Raw genomic sequence first — 21,167 nt, forward strand, 5'->3', positions numbered from 1 at the left:
ATGCAGTTAGGTCTTTTTTGCTTGTTCAACGATAATCGAAACGAGGGATGTTCGATATGGCTCCCCGCAAAAAAATAGGCGATCTATTGGTTGATGCCGGCTTGCTCACACAAGAACAACTGGCGACGGCGTTACAGGAACAGCGGGAAACGAAGATGAGACTCGGCGAATTTTTGATCAAGCGCAATTACCTCACCGAACAGCAGCTTATCGAAGTGCTGGAATTCCAGCTCGGCATCCCGCACATTCAGCTGTACCGACAAAAGATTGACCCGAAAGTGATCAATATGATTTCACAGCGGCTGGCGCTGCAGCATCAAGTATTGCCTGTTCGTCTGGAGAACAATAAGTTGATTCTCGCCATGGCCGATCCGCTTGATTATTTTGCGATTGACGAGCTGCGGATGAGCACGGGCTTGCGTATTGAGCCTTATATTGCCGCTCGGGACGAGCTGCAGCGTGCGATCAAACGTTATTATGGACTGCAGGAATCGGTTGATCAGATCAGTCAAATATTGCAAAACCGGGAGCAGGAGGAAGCAAAGCTTCCGGCTGGGGAGGAAGATTCGCCTGTCGTGAAGACGGTGAATCAAATCATTATTCAAGCGGTGCAAATCGGCGCAAGCGATATCCATATTGATCCGCAGGAAGACAGCTTGCGGATTCGTTACCGGGTGGACGGTTTGATGCGAACGGAGCGGACGCTGCCGGCGCATATGCAAAGCGTGATCGTGGCGCGGATCAAAATTATGGCAAATCTGAACGTAGCGGAGAGGCGGCAGCCGCAAGACGGTCGAGTGGAGATGGAAATCGATTTTCGCAAAGTGGACATCCGCATCTCTACGTTGCCTACGATTCACGGCGAAAAGATTGTCATGCGCGTACTAGATCTCGACAGCACGCTGGAGGAGCTGGAAAAGCTCGGCTTGTCCGACCACAACCTTCCGTTGTTTCTCAAGGGGATTCAAAATCCGCACGGTGTCGTGCTTATTACGGGACCTACGGGAAGCGGGAAAACGACGACGCTCTACTCGGCGCTGTCGCGTCTGAATCAGGAAAACGTCAACATCGTTACCGTGGAAGATCCGGTTGAATATAAGCTGCAAGGTATCAATCAGGTGCAAGTGAATTTGACGACGGGGTTAACTTTTGCCCGCGGGTTGCGGGCAATTTTGCGGCAAGATCCGAATGTGGTGATGGTCGGGGAAATCCGCGATCTAGAGACGGCGGAAATCGCAGTTCGGGCGGCGATGACAGGGCACCTGGTGTTGAGTACGCTGCATACGAACAGTGCAGTCAATGCAATTACCCGCTTGATCGATATGGGGGTTGAGCCGTTCCTCGTGTCTTCATCCATCAGCTGTATCGTCGCTCAGCGGCTGGTCCGCAGAGTGTGTCCTTACTGCATGACGGATCACCAACCTACCGAAGCCGAGCGAAAGCTGCTGGATGAGTACGGTTTCCGCAATCCCGCGATGAAAAAAGGCAGCGGCTGCGGAGAATGCGGACGTACCGGTTTCAAAGGCAGACTTGCGATACACGAAATCGTATATGTGGACAACACGCTGCGCTCGATGATTTTGCAAAAACGATCGGATAGCGATTATAGGTCACATGCGATCAAGCAAGGTTTGGTTCCGTTAATCGTGGACGGATTGGGCAAAGTAGCCGCCGGACAAACGACGATGTCCGAAATTTTCCGGGTGTCCGGTTTCGAGTAAGAGAAAACAGTTGTTTTAAATAGGACTAAAGGTGTAATTTTTAAGAAAAACTAGTCCTAATAACCTATACCCACATATACTATTATTAAATAATATAGTATAATGCTGATAAGATAACAGGTCAAAATACCTAAGATGAATGGGTTGGAGGGACTTCTTTGAGTTTATTGGACTATATGAGGCTTGCGATGGAGCACAAAGCTTCGGATATCCATATAACGGTCCATTCGCCGCCAATGTTTCGTATCCATGGTCACCTCAGACCTGCAGCCAGCCACGTCTTGAGTCCGGAAATGACCACGAATATGGCCAAGGAGCTAATGACTGAGGAACAATATCAGTTGTTCATGACAAAGGGCGATCTTGACTTTTCATACGGCATCGAGAATGCGTCCCGGTTTCGGATCAACGCGTTTCATCAGAAAGGGAACTTGAGCTTGACGATTCGCCTGATCCCGGCGACCGTTCCGCGAATCGACGACCTTAATCTTCCGGAAATGGCGGAGCAGTTTGCCAGGAAGCCTCAGGGACTTTTGCTCGTAACCGGGCCGACGGGCAGCGGGAAGTCGACAACGCTCGCTTCCATTGTGGATTATATTAACCGAACGCGCCGCAATCATATTATAACGCTGGAAGATCCGATTGAATTTGTACACGAGCATAAATCATGTATTGTCAATCAGCGGGAGATCGGTATCGACACCGCGTCCTTCTCCACAGGTTTGCGCGCTGCACTACGCCAAGATCCCGACGTTATTCTGGTGGGGGAGATGCGCGATCTGGAGACGATCGGCACGGCCATTACGGCTGCGGAAACGGGTCATCTCGTGCTCGGTACGCTGCATACGGCCGATGCGCCGCAAACGATTGACCGCATTATCGACGTGTTCCCTCCGGAATCGCAGCAGCAAATCCGCGTACAGCTTGCATCCGTGCTGCTCGGCGTCATGTCGCAGCGTCTGCTGCCGACGGCTGACGGTCAAGGTCGGGTAGCCGCCATCGAAGTGCTCGTCAGCACGCCCGCAATCGCGAACCTCATCCGCTCCGAGAAGGTGCACCAGATTCGTTCCGTCATGCAAACCGGCAAAGCCCAAGGGATGCAGACGATGGAGATGGCGCTCAGAGAACTGGTGGGGCAGCGGATCATTACGATGGATGCTGCTCGAGAAGCGCTCTTTGGATTTGCCGAATTGTAGCACATCCTTATTACGGAGTTGAAATGCATGCCCAAGTTCATCTATAAGGCAGTCGACGATTACGGCAACTTCTCCAAAGGCACCCTGGAAGCCCAGACATTCGTTCATGCGATGGAAGAATTGAAAGGGCGGGGGCTTTGGGTTCAGAAGCTTGTCAATCAAAGCGCCAGCATTTTACATAAAGAAATAACCATTGGCGGCCCGCGGGTCAAGACGGCTCATTTCACCGTGTTTTGCCGTCAGCTGTCCACGATGTACAAAGCAGGCGTCAATATGGTGGAATCGTTCAACATTTTATCCCGGCAAACGGAAAGCAAGCCGTTCAAAAAAGTGCTGCAGCAGGTTGCCGAGGAAATGCAAGGCGGTACGCAGCTGTCCGTTGCGATCGGTCATCATCCTACCGTATTTAATCCGGTATTCACGAGTATGGTAAGCGCCGGGGAGGCGAGCGGCAATCTGGATGAAATGCTGGAAAGGCTCGCCGTGTTTTATGAAAAGGAACATTACACCCGGGAGAAAGTGAAATCGGCGATGATTTATCCGATCATGATGGGGATCATGACGATAATGGTCGTAACGCTCATGATGACATTCGTCGTTCCACGCTACATAACGAACTTTCAAGCGATGGGCATTCAGCTGCCCTTGCCGACGAGAATCGTTGTCCATATCAGCGATTTCATTCGTGCGTTCTGGTACTTGATTCCGCTGTTTCTAGTCGGCCCCGTAATTGCAATCAGTACTTTGAAGAAAACGCCCGGAGGCCTCTACATATGGGACTACGTCCGCTTGAAAATGCCCGTATTCGGCAAGCTTGCGCATAAGCAATCGATCGCCAGATTCAGTCGCACGTTCAGTTCTTTGTACGCAGCCGCAATTCCGATGCTCCATGCGATGACAATCGTTTCCACGGTCGTAGGCAATGAAGCGATCGGCAGCTTGATCAGGGAATCGAGGGAAGGGCTGCGAAGCGGGAGCTCCGTTGCCGAGCCGTTCCAGAACAGTTGGCTTTTTCCGCCTATGGTCGTGCAAATGATGGCCATCGGGGAAAAAACCGGGACGTTGGACGCCATGCTGGATAAAGTCGCCGACTTTTACGAAGCGGAAGTCGATGCGACGGCGGACCGTTTGAAGGCGCTGCTCGAACCGCTGATGATCATTCTCCTGTCAGGCATCGTAGGCGGCATAGTACTAGCCATCATGCTGCCGACCTTTACGCTCATGGACGGGCTGAATAAATAACATTTGGTAGTAATCCTAAATTACTATACATATTTCACAGAGAGGGAGAGTTTCGTATGTTAACAAAGAAATGGAAACTGATGAAAAATCAAAAAGGTCTTACGTTAGTTGAACTGCTTGCAGTTATCGTTATTTTGGGGGTTATCGCAGCGATTGCCATTCCGTCGATCGGCGGCGTCATTAAAAGCTCGAAACTGAATGCGGACAAAGAATCCGAAAGCTTGCTTCGCGAAACTGCTATTCGTTACATGACAGACCTAGATCCGGATGGGGACGGGAAAAAGTCCGACGGATCAGCTGTAAATGGCCTGACATTTGTAGCTGCTGGTGAATCTAAAGTGACTGTTGATGCGTTAGTAGACCAAGGGTACTTGAGAGCAACTCCGAGAAAACAATCCGCAGACACGTCTACTACTTATAAAGAAATTCCTGTTAAGTACACTGCCGGCAAGGGTTGGGATACAACGGCTACTGAAATTTCTACAACACCATAACCAATAGCCCCATAACAAAGGTAACTCGCAAGAGTTACCTTTGTCTCCATCATACCCATCGAAGAGGTTCCTATGGATTATTATTCGTTATATTTCCCGTTCGTCGTTCTGTTTGGTCTTCTGATCGGAAGTTTTATGAACGTCGTCGCCATCCGCAGCTTGAAAAACGAATCGGTTGCTTTCCCGCCCTCGCATTGCGTTCACTGCAATAACAGTTTAAAGCCGCTGGACTTGATTCCTCTCCTCAGTTACTTGTTTCTTCGAGGAAAATGCCGCTATTGCAGCGCGAGCATATCGTGGGTATATCCGGCCGGGGAAGCGGCAATCGCTGCCTTATTTATCTTAATTTATTGGCAGTTGGGGTGGACACCTGAACTGTTCACAGGATTTCTGCTCGCTGCGATATTGACCGCGATCGTCATTACCGATCTAAAGAGCATGCTTATTCCCGATAAAATCGTTTTTGCCGGGATGATTCTCGCCGTCGTACTTCGTCTTTGGATTCATCCGTTGCCACTTTGGGATTATGCGATTGCTTTTTTCACAGGCTCTGGACTATTATGGATCATGGCGATACTAAGCAAAGGCGGGATGGGTGGGGGAGACATTAAGCTTTTTGCTTTCCTCGGTCTTGTTCTCGGCATGAAGCTTACTTTGCTGACGCTGTTCGTCGCCAGCTTATTAGGCACCTTGTACGGCATCGTGCTGTTCGCACTTCATCGCCTGCAAAAAAAACATTCGGTTCCTTTCGGGCCGTTCATTGCGATTGCTGCCATGCTGATGTATTTGTGGGGCAATCAGGTCATCGATTGGTATATGGAATGGATGATGGGATGATGCCCTGATATGGAATCATTCGACATAAATCGTCATATTCCGTCAACGATATATGTGGTAAAATGAATGAGTTAATGATTGTTCAACAAGCAAAGGAGTGGGCACATGGTTCTGGAGAAACTTAAATTTTCCGTAAAAGAACTTTTTCATCGGTCAAGCTCCTCCTTAGGTATCGAAATTACGGACCAGCAGATCAAAATGGTCGAGCTGAAGAAACAATCGGGCAATCCGCCGGAAATTTCCAATTGGTCCGCTGAAAGGCTCCCGGCAGGAACGGTTGTGGACGGCAGAATACAAGATATGCCACGTGTGATCTTAACGCTTCAAGGGATGGTCGCAAAGAATGGTTGGAAACGCAGGAAAGTGCATATGGTCGCTTCGGGCCAAGCGGTTATGGTCCGTTTTTTGAAATTGCCGGATATCCCGGAATCGGAATTGAAAAAAGTGGTCGACTTTGAGGTCAAGCATAATATACATTTGCCTTTTGATGAGCCTTATTACGATTTTTGCAAACTGAATGGCGTCCATAACCGAAAGCGTTCGCTTCAACGGTTCGCAAAGCAAGACAATAAAAGAAAAATGAAATCCAACGATCTAACTATGAAGGAGTCGGCTGCGTCAAAAGAGATCGCGAATGCTTTTTCTTTAGCGGAAAGCGATGTTGTTGATTCGGCACTGAAGGAGCAATCGCATTGCGACGTTATGCTGGTAGCTGCTCCCCGCGATTTGATCGATGAATACGTCACCGTAGCCGAGTCATCCGGTTTGGTGCCTGCGAGCGTGGAAATTAAAGCTCTATCGTTATTTCGATTGATAGAACTTACATATAGCGAAGGCGTGAAAAAGCCGTTCTTGCTAGTCGACGTGAACGAGAGCGCTACCGACATTAGCATTTTTCACGAGGGTCAACTGAAAATTACGCGCAGCGTATCGCTGGGATTTGGCGGGGGAGAAGCGAAGCGTGCGTCAGAGGCGGTCGAGGATTTGCTGCTTTTATTCCCGGACCGAATCGAAGACGATTTTCATACGTCCTGCAACGATTTGTCGCATGAACTTGAACGATTGATCAATTTTTACCGGTACACTTTGAATAATAGGGACCATGAGTTTCATTTGATCATGTTATCCGGTGACGCTCCGAAACTTTCCGACATTAGCGATCATTTGGAGCAGAGACTCGGCATGCAAGTGAACATGCTCGATTATGCCGCATGGGTTCCAGAGCATAACCTTCAAGGAGAAACGACATCCTATTCCGTCCCCATCGGATTGGCGCTCAGGGAGAGATAAGTATTGCGAGATATTAACTTAATACCAAGGAAGCCCTACTTGGAGAAAGCGTTCGCTCCGCTTCTTGCAGGAATCATCGGTGTTTCCCTATTGGCCGCCGTACTTATCTCCACCTTTGTTGTTCGTTATCACGGAAACGTGGATATGCAGTTGACCCAAATCGATCAAATGCAAAAGCGGATTGAGCAGTTGAACGCCTTAAGGCAAGTCGATCCACGGACGGAATATTACAATAAAATGTATGCCGATTTTTCCAAATTGATAGAGAACCGCAGAAACTGGATTCCGGTTTTCGAGCTTTTGTCCAAAAATGTACCGCCTACGGCGCGAGTCGTAACGATGGGCGTAAAAGAGCGCGAGAAGATGACGCTCCAAATGGAGTTTGCCGATTGGAAGCTGGCCGCCGAATATGTCACCGCGCTTCAACAGTCCGGCTTATTCGAAACCGTTCAAGTGGCCGAAATCAATAAACAGGAGAAAGATCCGTTCTCCACGGCAAAGCAAGATGCGGCCTCTTCCGATCCCCTCTCCGCGGTGACGCCGGGATTGACCGTTCCTGGGGCCTCCCAACCGTCAGAGCCGCCCGCTGCCAATTCCGCGCAAAAGGTGGTAACGCCCGACGAGTATGTCCAATCGATCGAGAACGGCCAAAAACCGGCTGCAAGCAAATCGGATGAGCTGTTGAACGAACTAAACTGGCTCATTAACCGGCAAGCATCGAAGCAGCAGTTTCAACTGGATCTGCCTGACAAACCATTCCAAACCGGGAGCATTGCCGGTAAAGACGGCATGTCAGAAAACAGTCCTTTCAGCAAGCAGGAGCTGGAGGCGGCCCAGAAGTCGTTGGAAGAGCTGAAAAAGACGCAAATCAAAGAGGGAACGGAATTGAAAAGGAATACCCCTTCGATGCAAACGAATCAAGTCAAAGCAGGGGAACCGCCTGAAATTGCTTCGACGGTCACTTATTATAACGTGTCTATACAATTGACGCTTAAACAACTTTCTAAAAGTAAGTAGGGAGCTTATGAAAACCGAGGAATGGAAGCAGCAAATTTCGAAGTTGAACCGCCCGGGCTTCTACCTTGCGCTGGCCGTAAGTGCCGGAATCATTATGAACGGGATGATCGTTTCATATAAACTAATGCCGCTGCTCCAGCAAGAGTTCGTTTACAATGCGAATTACAATCAAGTGCAGAGAGAGCTGGCCTTGATCGAGGGAAGCCCGGTCCCTGCCAAAGCGACGGATCAGGATATCGAAAGACTGGTACGGCAAGTCCCGACAAAAGAAGAAATATCCCGCTTTATCGTAAGCCTCAGAGAGCTTGAGCAAAAGTCCGGCATCGTACTTTCATCGATTCGGTTTGGGGAAGACAAAAACAAACAGCCGGTCGACGAGTTGAATGCTATTCTGAACGGCCAATTAAAGATGAGCGCTCCATCGTTGAACGGGTCAAACGCTGTGCAGGGCACTCAATCTGCACAGCCGCCTGGGGCGGGCTCCCCTTCAAATTCGTTGCAAGCGAAAGCTGCCGCGCCGGCAACGCCCGATATCGGATTTCAGGAAACGAAAATTACATTGAACGGGACGGGCACGTATGCGCAGGTCGTTGATTTTTTTAATAAAGTGTATCAGCTTGAGCGCGTTATGACAGTGACGGATTGGCAGATGGACCCGACCGGAAAGACGGTGAATTCGAAAGGTTCCAAAGAACCCGGGGAGCCGCTTGTCCAGATCGGCATGACCCTCTTGATATACCATGCGGGTCAATATGCCGGGATTTTTCCCGATTTGCCCGCGATTCCGACGAGCACATTCGAACCGAAGCAAAGTCCGGTCGTTCCTGACGACCAATATTTGAAGATGCTGGACTCGGCCGTCGGCAAGCCTTGAGCTAGAGATCCACAGCACGGAGGAGAAACAATGAAACGGAAGTACATCATTTCGTTATCGATATTATCGATGCTGGCTGTAAGCGGCATGGCTTGGGCGGAAGGACGTTACCAAACGATAGAAGTATACTTCGACCGCATTCAAATCAAGATGAACGGGCAGTCGGCGCCGCTTTCCAAAGATTCGATCATTTATAACGGTTCCGTCTACGTGCCGATCAAAAATTTATCCGAGCTGCTTGGCGCGACCGTGTCGTGGGATGATGCAACCCGTTCCGTGAATATGGACTTTTTTGTCGATAAAAGCAACGAGCTGTTTGCGAGTTCCCAACAGGGCGTGTATCAGTACATAACGTTCGAATACAATCAAACCATGAGCGACCTGCTTGAACAGATCAAGTCCAATAACACCGATGGAATGAAGAAGACGATCGAACGGTTTTCACGTCTGAATAGCATTGCCAAAGATATGAAGGACGAAGAACTGTCTTCGGCGTTCGAGAAGCTGATGGCAGCGACGGAAATGCTGCGCAGCGGATGGCAGTCGAAAAACTTGGATGAGTATTACTTGGCTTGGTCGATCTTTAAAACGAACGCTTCCAGGATCAACGATTTGCTCCAGCAGAAGACGGCTGGCAGCAACAACAAATAATGGCGAAGGTTGCGGTTCATGATGAGAAGCGAGAGTATTAAAGCGCTCCATAACGAAAAAGGACTGTCTTTGATCGAAGTCATGGCAGCCATGGTCATCCTGGGAATATTGGTCATATCGTTTATGAACATTTCCGGCTACTCCATCTTGTCGAACGGCAAATCCTCGCAGTTGGTCGACGCCAGGCTCGTTGCGGAAGATCAGTTGAACAAAGCAAGACTGTTCATTCGCGCCAATAACGCATTACCCTCGAATCCTGCCGTTACGGGTTATAAGGTAATATACCAGCTCTCGGATATGACGAATGCCGGCAATTATTCAACATCGGCATTTTTAGCGCATCATATTTCGCTTCAAGCGGTCGTGCTGATCCAATCGGTCCCCAAAATACTAACGGTTACCGTCTCATGGAGTTAATATGATCAGATATTTCCGTAATGAAAAAGGTCTCACGTTGATCGAATTGCTAGCTTCCATCACCATCGGAACGATGCTGCTTGGTGTCGCGGCCATGCTTCTATCGTCGATATTGCATCTGTCTAACTCCAATTCCCAGTCGTTCACAGACCGTTCCGCGATGAAGTACACGATGACTACGCTCTCTATGCAATTAGCGGATTCGACGCAAGCCGTCTATTATGCGGGCAATAGCGAGCTCAGGTACAAAACGGGTACGGGGTACAAATCGGCGGTGTTCGATAGCGCGGGACGTACGCTTGTGATATACGATTTCAGCAACGACGGCGATCCGGCCAACGATGCAGCACAATTTGCGAACGGATCGATTTCGATTAGGACAAACCGGTCTCTATACACCAATCCGGTTACGCTCAACAAAGCGGTCTCATCCATCGCTTATAAACAAGCCGGCGGCGCATCCGTTCCGGCCGTTCCTTTGAAAAACGGCGAGCTGATTACAATCGACATCGTGTTTCAATACCAAAAGGTGTCGCTGGGAGGCACAAGGAGCGTCGTACCGAATGCGGAAAGCACGAGCGTCAAGCTGATGGTAGACAGTACATCGAAATAGGCGCTGCCTGTCCGGGAGGTCGTTATTCTTTGAACGCGGTTAAAAATGAGCGCGGCGCTGCAGCCATAATGTATGTGATTATGGTTTCACTCGTACTGACGGTTGTCGGGTCGACTGTCATTTTTTTGACGTCCACCGATTCGGCCACGAACGTTGCGGACAATAACAACGTGATCGCGACCAACCTTGCGGTTAGCGGGATGGAGTCGTTCATCGGCTATCTTGATACGTACGTATCCGGCAACCGCGACCAGTTCCTGACCGGCTATCCCGGATTCGGTGTGAAGGACTACAAGCTTCCGGAGGGAACGCCTGTTTTGTATCAGTTGACCAAAACGGGTCCGGCCAATAATGCGTATGCCGTCACGATCTCCGTTTCCGTCGGTGCGGGCAGTGCCGCGAGAACAAAAACGATTACTTACACCATTAATGCTACTGCGCCGGTAGGGACGATCATCACAACGGATCCGAACCAAAGAAGACCGGTTCCCGTTTCTCCTGAAGGAATATATGTCCAAGGCTCCGCTTCCGGAGTTCCGAGCAATGTTAATATTACGAAAAACAATGGGCTGCAAACGGCGATTGGGGACACGATTTCATTGTACGAAAGTCATGTTAACGCATCCATCGAAAGCCTTGAGAAAAATGCAGTGCTTTGCACATGCAGAAACGAGAATGATATTGCAAAAGCCGTAAGTTCCAGTACAAAAAATCCGGTAATTATCAAGATGGCGCAGGATGTCACGTTGGATAATAATGTAACTTTCAACTTTGGAACATCTTCGAGACCCGTTGTACTAATATTCGAGAATGTAACGTTCAATAATACAGCATCGGTGAATATTACAGGCGATTTAATTGTAAAAAACAATATGATGATCAACGGCAACAACTCCGATATTACATTAAACAGGTCAGAAAATTCGTATGGTAACTTATTGGTAAAAGGTACACTCACAGGCAATAACAGTGTGGAAATAACGGCGCCTAATATGATGTATGCTGGCAGTATCACCTTCAATAACAATACTCCCGTTTCAGCCGGTAAACTTGTTATCAAAAACAATTTTGTGGTCAACAATAATACGACATTGAATGTTGCGTCAGACATGTTAACTGGAGCGATCACGGTAAATAACAATTCCAGTATAACGGCTTCGGCTGGGGATATATTTATTCAAAACAACTTCCTCTCGAATAACAACGTCGATTTAAGGGCCGGGGGTTCCATAGCTGCCGGAGGTAGCTTCACCATCAACGGAAATAATTCGACAATCAACACGGGTGGCGCTACAAGTTCTCTAATCATAAATGAAGGAAGCGGCGGGGGTACCGGCAATGGAAATGGCGGAGCCGTGTGGAATCCGTCGAGGCAATAATATTCGTCGCTTCATATGGAAGCAAAGCGTTCAAGCTTGCATGAAACGGAAGCTTGAACGCTTTTTTTGTTTTACTTTATTACATCTTGCCTTCAAATAATATTTCGCTGAGCGGCCGGCGGGTAGACGGCTGCTCGCGAGCCTGTAACGCTTCCGGCAGTACTTCTTTGGGCCCCCGGTAGCCGATAGCGATGACGGAATGCAGATCGAATTCGTCCGAAATGCCGAGAATGCTGCGGGCTTTATCGCGATCAAAGCCTCCCATGGAGTGCGTGTTCAGGCCGCGTCTGGTCGCTTCAAGCGCAAGCAAGCCGGTGGCCGTGCCGGTATCGAATGCATGAAAGGCGTGAAATTGACCTTGCGCGTTCGTTTTTTTGGAGAGAACGAGGGCGAGAGCGGGCGCTTTTTCGCACCATACGCGGTTGCTGGGATTGATGAACTCATAGAAGATCGCCCGATCTTCCGGCTTGCGGGCCAAAATAAAGCGCCACGATTGCTCGTTGCTTGCGGATGGCGCCCAACGGGCCGCTTCGAACAGGGCGAGCAGATCTTCTTCGGGGATGTCCCGTTCCAGGAAGGAGCGAGGAGACCACCGATTTAGAATGAGCGGGCTGACCTCGTGCTCCGGTACGCGAGCGGATTGTACTTCTGCAGTAGGCTGTGCGGATGGATTCATGATTGGTTTCTCCTTTTATGTATATTTCATCTCCAGACTTTTCTAATGTACCATTTGCGGCTATAAAAAGAAAAGTTAACCTCGGAAATGCAAGCCATTAGGCCGTATGAACCGGTTGCAAGCGGGCAATAATAGATTCCGTATAAAGACTGTGGCTCATTTTACTAGGGAGGGATGAGGGCATGGATTTCACTAGTCAAGATATCGCTTTGATAGACCAGGCTTTACGTATTGCGATAAGGACTCAACAAGACGAATCAAAGGCAGATCCGTATTACGAGGTGCTGTCCAAACTGCAGGCGCGCGCCGATATGGCCCTAATAGCGTATACAACCGATACCATGCATGACCGGGGCGGCTTTCGTTTCGATTACGACGATTTTCCGGATCACATATAGATGGGATAGCGACATTTCCCGGGCAAGCGCAGGAACTGACAATTTCGCCGAAGTTTCTGCCTGCTTGTCTGTCTCATTCCTTCAAGTTTCGATGTAGGCGGGAACCTAATAGACCTGATTTGGAGTTACATCCGATCAGGTCTTATATTTGGGTTGAAGGCCGAACATGCATTCGATATAATAAAGATATTATAAGGCGAGAACAAGGACTTATGCTGATGAGCCGATTAACCGGCAAAGTTTCGTCCATCGATGAAAGCTGAGCGAACAAGTGAAAGCGATATAGTTGTTAATCATAGGTGAACGATCGTTCTGTAACGGGGTGGACAAATAATGATTGGAAAAAAATCGATATCGAATCTGATACAGGAATTAAAAGGAAATGAAAATATAGTAAATTGGCATGAGGTTGAACCGCAAGCAGCAAAAACAAGACCTATGCCGGAAAGCGTAGACCCGCGAATTAAAGATGCATTAAGCAAAAGAGGAATTGAACAGTTATACACGCACCAATATACAGCTTATGAAACGATACGTAACAGCGAAAATATTGTAGCTGTAACCCCGACCGCTTCGGGCAAGACGCTGTGCTATAACCTTCCTGTACTGCAGGCGATTGCCGAAGACGACGGCAGCCGCGCGCTCTATCTATTTCCGACAAAGGCTCTGGCGCAAGACCAAAAAAGCGAATTAAATGAAATCATTACCGAAATGGGAATTGACATAAAAAGCTTCACCTATGATGGCGATACTTCCCCATCCATAAGGCAGCTTGTAAGAACTGTAGGACATATCGTCATTACCAACCCTGATATGTTACACGCTGCAATTCTCCCCCATCATACGAAATGGGTAAGCTTATTTAGCAATCTAAAATACATAGTCATTGACGAATTGCATACGTACAGGGGCGTATTTGGCAGCCATGTAGCCAACGTGATACGCAGGCTGAAACGAATCTGCAAGTTTTATGGCAGTAATCCACTATTCATCTGCACTTCGGCGACGATAGCAAATCCGAAGGAATTAGCGGAACAGCTTACCGGGAACCGGATGCGATTAATAGACGATAACGGCGCGCCAAGAGGAAGGAAGCATTTTGTCTTTTATAACCCGCCGATTGTGAATAAGGCGTTAAACATTCGAAAGAGCGCTACCGTTGAGGTAAACCACTTAGCCAAACAATTTTTGTCCAACAAAATACAGACAATCGTTTTTGCCCGAAGCCGGGTCAGAGTAGAGATTATTTTAAGTCATTTACAGGAATTGGTTAAAAACGATATTGGGGCCAAATCGATACGGGGCTACCGGGGCGGCTACTTACCGCAACAGCGGCGGGAAATTGAGCGTGGATTAAGGAACGGGGAAATATTAGGCGTTGTAAGTACGAACGCTCTGGAACTGGGCGTTGATATAGGACAGCTGCAAGTTTGCGTAATGACCGGCTATCCCGGCAGCGTAGCAAGTACATGGCAACAAGCGGGCCGGGCCGGAAGGCGGCATGGGGAAGCTTTGGTACTTATGGTAGCAAGCAATACGCCGATTGACCAGTATATCGTCCAAAATCCGGAATACTTTTTTGATCGGTCCCCGGAATCCGCAAGAATTAACCCGGAAAATCTCATTATTTTAGTTGATCATTTACGGTGTGCGGCCTACGAACTTCCTTTAAAAAAGGGAGAACCATTCGGGCCACTGGAAATACAGGATATTTTGGAATATTTGGTAGAAGAAAAGGTACTGCATCATGCAGGCGATACGTTTTACTGGGCGAATCAGTCTTTCCCCGCAAGCGAGGTAAGTTTGCGTTCCGCTGCACAAGAGAATGTCGTTATTGTGGACCAGTCTGACATTGCCAATGTAAAAATTATTGGAGAAATGGATCGTTTCAGCGCCATGACCTTACTGCATGACGAGGCGATCTATTTGCATGAAGGAGTACAATTCCAAGTTGAGAAGCTGGATTGGGATCATAAAAAGGCCTATGTACGGGAAGTTGACGTAGAATATTACACGGACGCAAACTTGGCTGTAAAGCTTAAAGTACTTGACATAGACAAGACGGAGAACCGGCGCATGACTTCAATACATTTTGGAGACGTCGTAGTCAATGCCATGCCAACGCTTTTTAAAAAAATTAAATTAACCACATTTGAAAATATCGGATACGGACCGATTTATTTACCGGAGGAAGAATTACACACCAGCGCAACCTGGATCGAGTTAAAAGAGGTTGACCCGGCAATAGGTACGAAAACGCTGGAACAACTGCTTTTAGGCATTTCCAATGTATTAAGGCATATTGTTCCCATACATGTGATGTGCGACCGCAGCGACATACACGTCGTTTCGCAAATCAGAGCCGAACATACGCAGCTGCCGACGATATTCATATATGACCATTACCCCGGCGGCATTGGATTAGCCCAAGACGTATATAAACGTATAGATGAGATCAAAGCAGCAGCAAGAAATTTAATTCGAAAATGTCCATGCGAAGATGGCTGCCCTTCGTGTATCGGTACAGAAATAGAGGGACTAAGCGCAAAACAAAAAAGCGTCGAACTGTTGGAGGTCGTATGAAAAGTCATGATTTTATGCCCGCATTAAATAAAATCAGGCTCCGCGCGAATGAACATATCGGCTCCGGACCGATCCTTTTGCCGGAAAAGGAGCACCATACCAGCTCTAACCCGATGGCGATTGACGACGAAGCCGCCGCGGTTCGGCAATTGGAGGGGGCGCGATGAGCTCGCTAAGAGAAAAGCTGCTGCGCCATAAGAAGGCGGAGCGTGCGCCGCTGCCGGAAGTCCACGATGGCGACCCTACGGAGATAGGCGCGGAAGCAGGGCAATCTGCCGTACACGAGCCTGTGACCGCCGCGCCCAACGAATGGCAGGCTGTCGGCGGATGGATGGAAACGACGGAATGGGGATCGTTTGTGCTGCGCAGACGAACGTATGCCGCCGGATTCCGGCACGGGAAATATCAGCTGTCGGATCTGCAAAGAGAAGCGATGCATCTACGCTCATTGTATTCACCCGGAGGTGGAAGGCAGGAAACGGAAGCATCGCTTGGTTCGGACCGGATCGATGTGGATGGTTTCCATGAGCGTTTGCTGTTTATCGATACGGAGACAACCGGGCTTGGACTAGGCACGGGCAACATTCCATTCATGGTGGGCATCGGATTTTATCAAGGCGGCGATTATACGGTGGAGCAAATGCTCATCCGGCATCCGGGCGAGGAGATCGCGATGCTCGCCTACCTTCAGGAGAAGCTCGAGCGGCATCCGGTTGTCATTTCGTACAACGGTAAATCGTTCGACTGGCCGATCGTGAAAAATCGCTATATTATGAACCGCATGACGCTCCAAGCCGAGCCGGAGGGTCATATTGACTTCTTGTACCCTTCGCGCAGCTTGTGGAAGCATACGCTGTCGTCGTGCCGGCTTGGCAACGTGGAAGAAGAGCGCTTGATGGTGCACAGGGAGGACGATGTGCCCGGATCGCTTGCCCCGGCGCTCTATTTCCAGTACTTGGCGGAAAAAGAGCCTTCCGTGCTGCATGGCGTGTTTGTCCATAATGAACTGGACATATTGTCGCTTGCCGGCCTTGCGGTGCATTTCGCCGGCGTCCTGAGCGGCCGGATCGATTGGCGGGATGTTCGGCCGTACGGCTATGAGGAATGGTTCCGAATGGGGCTATGGCTCGATAAGGTGGGAATGCGCGAGGCGGCGGAAGGTGCAATGGACGCATTGAACGAAGCGCTGCTGTACGGCGAAGAAGACGACGAAGCGGCGGATTGCTTCGGCGATAGGGATCGGCCGGGGCGCGTGGATACGTTAAGCGATGTGAACGGAGACTCGGTCGTCGCGGGAATGCCTTACAGTGCGGACGCAGAAGGCATCGGTGGAGCGGCGCTTGCGAGCGGTCTTGATGCGGAGACGGCGGAAGGCAGCGCATTTTGGCTGCCGCTTGCCCAGTATTTCAAGCGTCTCGGACGCTATGCCGAAGCGTGCCGCCTGTGGCAGCGGTACATCGAACGCAAGGGTGAGCTCAGCATCGCGTCGCTTGAGCCCTACATCGAGCTGTCGATGCATTACGAGCATCGGGAGAAGCAGTGGGAGACGGCGCTGAAGTACGCGATTGTGGCGCTGGATAAACTATGGCAGCGCGAAGCGTTGAAGAGTAGCGGCAAAGGGAAGCCGGGCGCAAGCCGCGGCAGGGCGGGTGAAACAACCGCAAGAGGCGGTGCGAAGGAGACGGACGCGGGCAAGGAAGCGGACGCGCTTCGCAAACGGATCGAGCGTCTGAAGCGCAAGGCGGCATCGGGCGGATCTTCCCGGAAAGCGGAGCCGCCCCCGCCCCTAGCACGCTCCAGTTCAAGCAGGCGGGAGAAAATGAAGGCGGAGCAGCTGGCGCTGCCGCTGGAACAAAGCGTATAAAACGTGCCGTATATGGGAATCCAGTGTGATGAATAATGCTGGAGGGGGAATACGCATGCCAGAGCTTCCTGAAATGGAAAATTACCGCGGTTTGTTAAGCGGACGAATGATCGGCAGAACGATTGCGGCAGTGGAGATCGACCGGGAGAAATCGATCAACGTCTCGCCGGAGCAGTTTCGCCGGGAGGTCGTAGGGCAGGCGGTGAGCCGGATTGACCGAAGGGCGAAGCATTTGTTGTTTCATTTGACGAACCGACGGGTGCTTGTGCTGCACCTGATGCTTGGCGGCATGATGTTTTATGGAAGACTGGAGGATAAACCGGATCGATCCGTACAAGTCAGACTTTCCTTCGGAGAAGAGCATTTGTTTTTCATCGGGCTTCGTCTCGGTTATTTACACCTTCACGATGAGGAGGAACTCGGGACCCTCTTTTCGAAGCTAGGACCGGAGCCGTATGATCCGCAGCTCACCCCTGAGCGGATGGCCGATCGTCTTCGCCTTAAAAACAGTACGCTCAAAAACAGCCTTGTCGATCAAAGCGTGCTTGCCGGAATCGGAAACTGCTACAGTGACGAAATTTGCTTTCATGCCGGGCTGCTGCCTGCTCGCCGCACATCGTCGTTATCGGCGCATGATTTTGCAACGCTGTACGTATCCATGAAAGAGCTGCTTACGGAGGCGACTCGTTTTGGGGGCTATATGGAAATGCCATTGTTCGCCGGCGATACGCTGACTGGAGGATTTGACGAGCGCTGCCGGGTGTACGACCGGGAAGGGGAGCCGTGCGAACGGTGCGGGAACCCGATCGCGAGGCAGGAGGTTTCCTCCAAAAAATCGTTCTGCTGTCTTCATTGCCAGCAGTAAAGGAGCGTTCCGGTATGCAGATCGGCTGCCATATCAGCATTCGGGGAGGATATTTGGAAGCGGCGAAAACCGCGGTGAACTTGGGTGCGGCTTCTTTTCAATATTTCCCCAAAAATCCGCGGAGCTTGTCCATCAAAGCGTTTAACCGTCATGATGCGGAGAGTTGCGCAGCGTTTTGCCGGGAGCATGGTCTGCTCAGTATCGCTCATACACCGTATCCGACCAATCTTGCGGTGGGAGAAGGAGCGCTGCGCGAAGCGACCGTCGCATCGCTGCGCAACGATCTGGATATTGCGGACGCCTGCGGTTCCGTGGGCATTGTCGTTCATTTTGGCAAATATAAAGGGACAGACCCGTTACAAGGATACAAAAATATTATACAATGTTTAAATGAAACGCTCTCGGGTTATGCGGGCCGGGCCATGGTGCTGATCGAAAACCAGGCAGGTGAAGGTTCGGCAATGGGCACGACGCTCGAAGAGCTTGTTCAGATTCGGAGTTTGTGCGCCTATCCGCAGTTGATCGGCTTTTGCCTCGATACGTGCCATGCCTTCGCATCCGGTTTGTGGTCTACCACGGAAAGGGCTTGGGAGCGGCTGGAGCGGAAGGCGGATGAGCTCGGTTATTTACAGGCGCTCCGCGCGATCCATCTGAACGATTCCGTATATTCCGGCGGCGCGTGCAAAGACAGGCATGCCATGATAGGACAAGGAGAAATCGGCGAAGCCAGATTTGCTTCCTTGCTGCGCTCAAGCCGGCTCCGGCAGCTTCGGGAATTGCCGCTTGTGCTCGAAACGCCGGTGCCGCAAGGATCGTCGCACGCCCCCGAAATCGGCAGGGTTAAGGAGCTGATGCTGCATTGATTCATATTTACTTGGATGATTACCGCGCTTGCCCGAAAGGATTTGTGCATGCGCGTAATGCGGAAGAATGCGTTATGCTGCTGAAGGCATTCGAAGTGGATGTATTGTCGCTCGACTACGATTTGGGCTGGGGACAGCCGAACGGCATGAGTGTAGCGAATTATATCGTTTCTTCCGGGAATTATCCGAAACGCATTTATTTTCATACTTCGAGCAGCGGAGGAAGGCAAACGATGTATCAGGCACTTTATCCGGGCAAGCCGGATCATACTGCATTATTTAACGGGCCGATGCCTGCCGAAATCCTCATGGAAGTTGCTGAATCCGATCAAGAATAGGCTGGTGCTAACAATGTCACAGGTGTTGTCGCTCAATGCAATTGATTTTATAAGGGAAGAACGTCATATATTATCCGATGTACATCTGGAAGTACGGGAAGGGGAACATTGGGTCATTCTCGGGAGGAACGGTTCCGGTAAAACGACGATTCTCGAGATGATGAACGGTTATCAATTCCCGAGCAAAGGTCAAGTGACCGTCTTAGGCAACGTGTACGGGCAATGCGATGTGAGGGAAGTCCGCAAAAAAATCGGCTATATCAGCCAATCGCTTTATGAGAAGCTGAACCCGGGCGATTCCGTATGGGAAGTTGTCGCCACCGGGGAGTTCGGTTTTCTTCGCTTTTACGAAGAAATTCCGGCAGGCGTTAAGGAGAAGGCGGTCGGCATGCTCGAAAGCGTAAGGCTCGGTCATCTGGCATCCCAGCCACTCGGGACGCTGTCCCAAGGGGAACGCAAAAAAGTGATGCTTGCCCGTTCGCTTATGACCCGGCCTTCCATTCTCATTATGGACGAGCCTTGCTCTGGGCTTGATCTGTATGAACGCGAGCGTCTGCTGGAAAACATCAATGAGCTCGGACAACAGCAAATGACCGTAATTTACGTTACGCATCACATTGAAGAAATTATGCCGATGTTCAGCCATGTCGTCCTTATTGAACAAGGGCGAATTATTGCTTCCGGTCCGAAGCACGAAGTACTGACCGAACAAAATTTATATCAAGCGTATCAGGTGCCGATTCGACTGGAATGGTTCAACGACCGGCCTTGGATTAAGGTGCTGTAATGAGCGGAGCCGCATTTATCGGTACGTCGAATCGAGGGTTTGCTCAGCAGGCGCAGGAGGAAATCCGCCGCTTGGTTGAAGCTCCCGTTGCTTTTCAATGGCTTGTGCCTAACGAAATCTTTATGTTCACGTTTTCGACCATCGGTAATCAGGAAGCAATCGATAAGCTGCAGGAGCGGCAGCCCGTATTTCTTCGGCATATGCAGCCTGTAGATATCGAGCGCGATTGGCAAGGCTCCGACCGGGAAGCATTGCAATGGATCGGTGACCGGCTTGGCGCTGCAGGCGAGTCGTGGGCCGGTGTGCGAATGGCCGTCCAGATCCGCAAGGCGGAGCAGTATACGGGGGAATGCAGCCCCTCCGAGCTCAAACAGGAGCTGGATCGAGTGCTGGACTCGGACTTTGCCGCCATCCCCGTCGTTAAGGAAGCGGACCGCATCCTTTCCGTGTTCTTGACGGACGGGAAACTGTTTGCAGGCGTTTCGAAGCCGCAGGACAATTTGTCCGATTGGTCCGGAGGCGCGATTCGATTTCGCCGGGAAGATGGTCAAATATCGCGGGCCAAGTTCAAGCTGCTCGAAGCGGAAGCCGCATTCGGACTCGATTTCGCGCAGTATCGTTCCGCGCTGGATATCGGTGCGGCGCCGGGAGGCTGGACCTCTCTGCTGCTCGAAAGAGGCTTGCATGTGACGGCTGTCGATCCGGCAAAGCTGGATCCGACGCTTCTGCGTGATCCCAAGCTGACGTGGCTGCAAAAAAATGCCGGCGATGTTACGTTTGCCAGCGGCGCGTTCGATCTGCTCGTCTGCGATATGAGCTGGGGTCACCGGCAAATGGCGAAGCTCGTCAAAGGGCTGCTGTATGCGCTTCAGCCCGGAGGCACGGCTGTCATTACGGTGAAGCTGATGCACAAGAAGGCGTTCCAGTCGCTTCGCGAAGCCATTCAGGATTTATCGCCGGGACTTGAGCTGCAGCAAGCCAAACAGCTGTTTCATAACCGCGACGAGCTGACGCTCTTTATGATTCGATCGGAACAATAAGCCGGAGGCTTTGTTTCATAAT

Annotated in this window: 22 protein-coding genes; 21 read left to right on the plus strand and 1 reads right to left on the minus strand. The window is 50.3% G+C overall.

The window, feature by feature from the left end; translation table 11 throughout:
* Nucleotides 1–56: 56 nt before the first annotated feature.
* The 12 genes from ACFQI7_RS12855 to ACFQI7_RS12910 all read left to right on the plus strand — a co-directional run bounded on the left by ACFQI7_RS12855 (nucleotide 57) and on the right by ACFQI7_RS12910 (nucleotide 11,731).
* The gene (locus tag ACFQI7_RS12855; RefSeq protein ID WP_218100460.1) at nucleotides 57–1,721 is read left to right on the plus strand and encodes a GspE/PulE family protein; all 1,665 of its coding nucleotides are present in this window, start codon (nucleotides 57–59) and stop codon (nucleotides 1,719–1,721) included.
* A gap of 176 nt (nucleotides 1,722–1,897) precedes the next feature.
* Complete coding sequence (locus ACFQI7_RS12860; RefSeq protein WP_218100626.1) at nucleotides 1,898–2,917, plus strand: type IV pilus twitching motility protein PilT; 1,020 nt, start codon at nucleotides 1,898–1,900, stop codon at nucleotides 2,915–2,917.
* A 27-nt stretch (nucleotides 2,918–2,944) separates the two neighbouring features.
* Nucleotides 2,945–4,159, plus strand: coding sequence for a type II secretion system F family protein (locus tag ACFQI7_RS12865; RefSeq protein ID WP_218100459.1), 1,215 nt, complete (start codon nucleotides 2,945–2,947; stop codon nucleotides 4,157–4,159).
* Nucleotides 4,160–4,215: 56 nt separating this feature from the next.
* Nucleotides 4,216–4,653 carry a prepilin-type N-terminal cleavage/methylation domain-containing protein gene (locus ACFQI7_RS12870; protein WP_230415203.1) on the plus strand — a complete coding sequence of 146 codons (438 nt, stop codon included), beginning with the start codon at nucleotides 4,216–4,218 and terminating at the stop codon, nucleotides 4,651–4,653.
* Nucleotides 4,654–4,725: 72 nt separating this feature from the next.
* Nucleotides 4,726–5,490 carry a prepilin peptidase gene (locus tag ACFQI7_RS12875; RefSeq protein WP_218100458.1) on the plus strand — a complete coding sequence of 255 codons (765 nt, stop codon included), beginning with the start codon at nucleotides 4,726–4,728 and terminating at the stop codon, nucleotides 5,488–5,490.
* Nucleotides 5,491–5,595: 105 nt separating this feature from the next.
* Nucleotides 5,596–6,780 (plus strand): type IV pilus biogenesis protein PilM, encoded by a 1,185-nt coding sequence (gene pilM, locus ACFQI7_RS12880; RefSeq protein WP_218100457.1) that lies wholly within the window; start codon nucleotides 5,596–5,598, stop codon nucleotides 6,778–6,780.
* A gap of 39 nt (nucleotides 6,781–6,819) precedes the next feature.
* On the plus strand, nucleotides 6,820–7,797 hold the full coding sequence (locus tag ACFQI7_RS12885; protein ID WP_218100456.1) for a hypothetical protein: 978 nt from the start codon (nucleotides 6,820–6,822) through the stop codon (nucleotides 7,795–7,797).
* 7 nt (nucleotides 7,798–7,804) lie between these two features.
* Complete coding sequence (locus ACFQI7_RS12890) at nucleotides 7,805–8,671, plus strand: hypothetical protein (protein ID WP_218100455.1); 867 nt, start codon at nucleotides 7,805–7,807, stop codon at nucleotides 8,669–8,671.
* A 30-nt stretch (nucleotides 8,672–8,701) separates the two neighbouring features.
* Nucleotides 8,702–9,322, plus strand: coding sequence for a copper amine oxidase N-terminal domain-containing protein (locus tag ACFQI7_RS12895; protein ID WP_218100454.1), 621 nt, complete (start codon nucleotides 8,702–8,704; stop codon nucleotides 9,320–9,322).
* Between the two features lie 18 nt (nucleotides 9,323–9,340).
* Nucleotides 9,341–9,739 carry a type IV pilus modification PilV family protein gene (locus ACFQI7_RS12900; RefSeq protein ID WP_218100453.1) on the plus strand — a complete coding sequence of 133 codons (399 nt, stop codon included), beginning with the start codon at nucleotides 9,341–9,343 and terminating at the stop codon, nucleotides 9,737–9,739.
* Between the two features lies 1 nt (nucleotide 9,740).
* Entirely contained in the window at nucleotides 9,741–10,352 is a 612-nt protein-coding gene (locus ACFQI7_RS12905; RefSeq protein ID WP_377516875.1) for a PulJ/GspJ family protein, read from the plus strand.
* Between the two features lie 170 nt (nucleotides 10,353–10,522).
* A complete protein-coding gene (locus ACFQI7_RS12910) occupies nucleotides 10,523–11,731 on the plus strand; it encodes a hypothetical protein (RefSeq protein ID WP_218100451.1) in 1,209 nt (402 codons plus the stop codon).
* Nucleotides 11,732–11,810: 79 nt separating this feature from the next.
* On the opposite strand, the gene ACFQI7_RS12915 is transcribed toward ACFQI7_RS12910, so the two are convergent.
* On the minus strand, nucleotides 11,811–12,407 hold the full coding sequence (locus ACFQI7_RS12915) for a nitroreductase family protein (protein ID WP_218100450.1): 597 nt from the start codon (nucleotides 12,405–12,407) through the stop codon (nucleotides 11,811–11,813).
* Nucleotides 12,408–12,589: 182 nt separating this feature from the next.
* Between ACFQI7_RS12915 and ACFQI7_RS12920 the strand changes: the two genes are divergently transcribed.
* From ACFQI7_RS12920 to ACFQI7_RS12960, 9 genes are all read left to right on the plus strand, one after another.
* Nucleotides 12,590–12,805 (plus strand): hypothetical protein, encoded by a 216-nt coding sequence (locus ACFQI7_RS12920; protein WP_218100449.1) that lies wholly within the window; start codon nucleotides 12,590–12,592, stop codon nucleotides 12,803–12,805.
* A 336-nt stretch (nucleotides 12,806–13,141) separates the two neighbouring features.
* The gene (locus tag ACFQI7_RS12925; protein ID WP_218100624.1) at nucleotides 13,142–15,388 is read left to right on the plus strand and encodes a DEAD/DEAH box helicase; all 2,247 of its coding nucleotides are present in this window, start codon (nucleotides 13,142–13,144) and stop codon (nucleotides 15,386–15,388) included.
* Nucleotides 15,385–15,555 carry a hypothetical protein gene (locus ACFQI7_RS12930; RefSeq protein ID WP_218100448.1) on the plus strand — a complete coding sequence of 57 codons (171 nt, stop codon included), beginning with the start codon at nucleotides 15,385–15,387 and terminating at the stop codon, nucleotides 15,553–15,555. The genes ACFQI7_RS12925 and ACFQI7_RS12930 overlap by 4 nt, the downstream gene beginning before the upstream one ends.
* A complete protein-coding gene (locus tag ACFQI7_RS12935; protein ID WP_218100447.1) occupies nucleotides 15,552–17,252 on the plus strand; it encodes a ribonuclease H-like domain-containing protein in 1,701 nt (566 codons plus the stop codon). The genes ACFQI7_RS12930 and ACFQI7_RS12935 overlap by 4 nt, the downstream gene beginning before the upstream one ends.
* A 55-nt stretch (nucleotides 17,253–17,307) precedes the next feature.
* Nucleotides 17,308–18,117 (plus strand): Fpg/Nei family DNA glycosylase, encoded by an 810-nt coding sequence (locus tag ACFQI7_RS12940; RefSeq protein WP_218100446.1) that lies wholly within the window; start codon nucleotides 17,308–17,310, stop codon nucleotides 18,115–18,117.
* Between the two features lie 14 nt (nucleotides 18,118–18,131).
* Nucleotides 18,132–18,980, plus strand: a complete 849-nt coding sequence (locus ACFQI7_RS12945) for a deoxyribonuclease IV (RefSeq protein WP_218100445.1) — start codon at nucleotides 18,132–18,134, stop codon at nucleotides 18,978–18,980.
* Complete coding sequence (locus ACFQI7_RS12950) at nucleotides 18,977–19,318, plus strand: cyclic-phosphate processing receiver domain-containing protein (protein WP_218100444.1); 342 nt, start codon at nucleotides 18,977–18,979, stop codon at nucleotides 19,316–19,318. The genes ACFQI7_RS12945 and ACFQI7_RS12950 overlap by 4 nt, the downstream gene beginning before the upstream one ends.
* Before the next feature lie 13 nt (nucleotides 19,319–19,331).
* On the plus strand, nucleotides 19,332–20,105 hold the full coding sequence (locus ACFQI7_RS12955) for an ABC transporter ATP-binding protein (protein WP_218100443.1): 774 nt from the start codon (nucleotides 19,332–19,334) through the stop codon (nucleotides 20,103–20,105).
* Nucleotides 20,105–21,145: an RlmE/FtsJ family methyltransferase gene (locus ACFQI7_RS12960; RefSeq protein ID WP_218100442.1), complete on the plus strand. Its 1,041-nt coding sequence runs from the start codon at nucleotides 20,105–20,107 to the stop codon at nucleotides 21,143–21,145. The genes ACFQI7_RS12955 and ACFQI7_RS12960 overlap by 1 nt, the downstream gene beginning before the upstream one ends.
* The last annotated feature ends 22 nt before the right edge of the window (nucleotides 21,146–21,167 follow it).

The sequence above is a fragment of the Paenibacillus allorhizosphaerae genome (genome assembly GCF_042659105.1).
Classification (GTDB): domain Bacteria; phylum Bacillota; class Bacilli; order Paenibacillales; family NBRC-103111; genus Paenibacillus_G; species Paenibacillus_G allorhizosphaerae.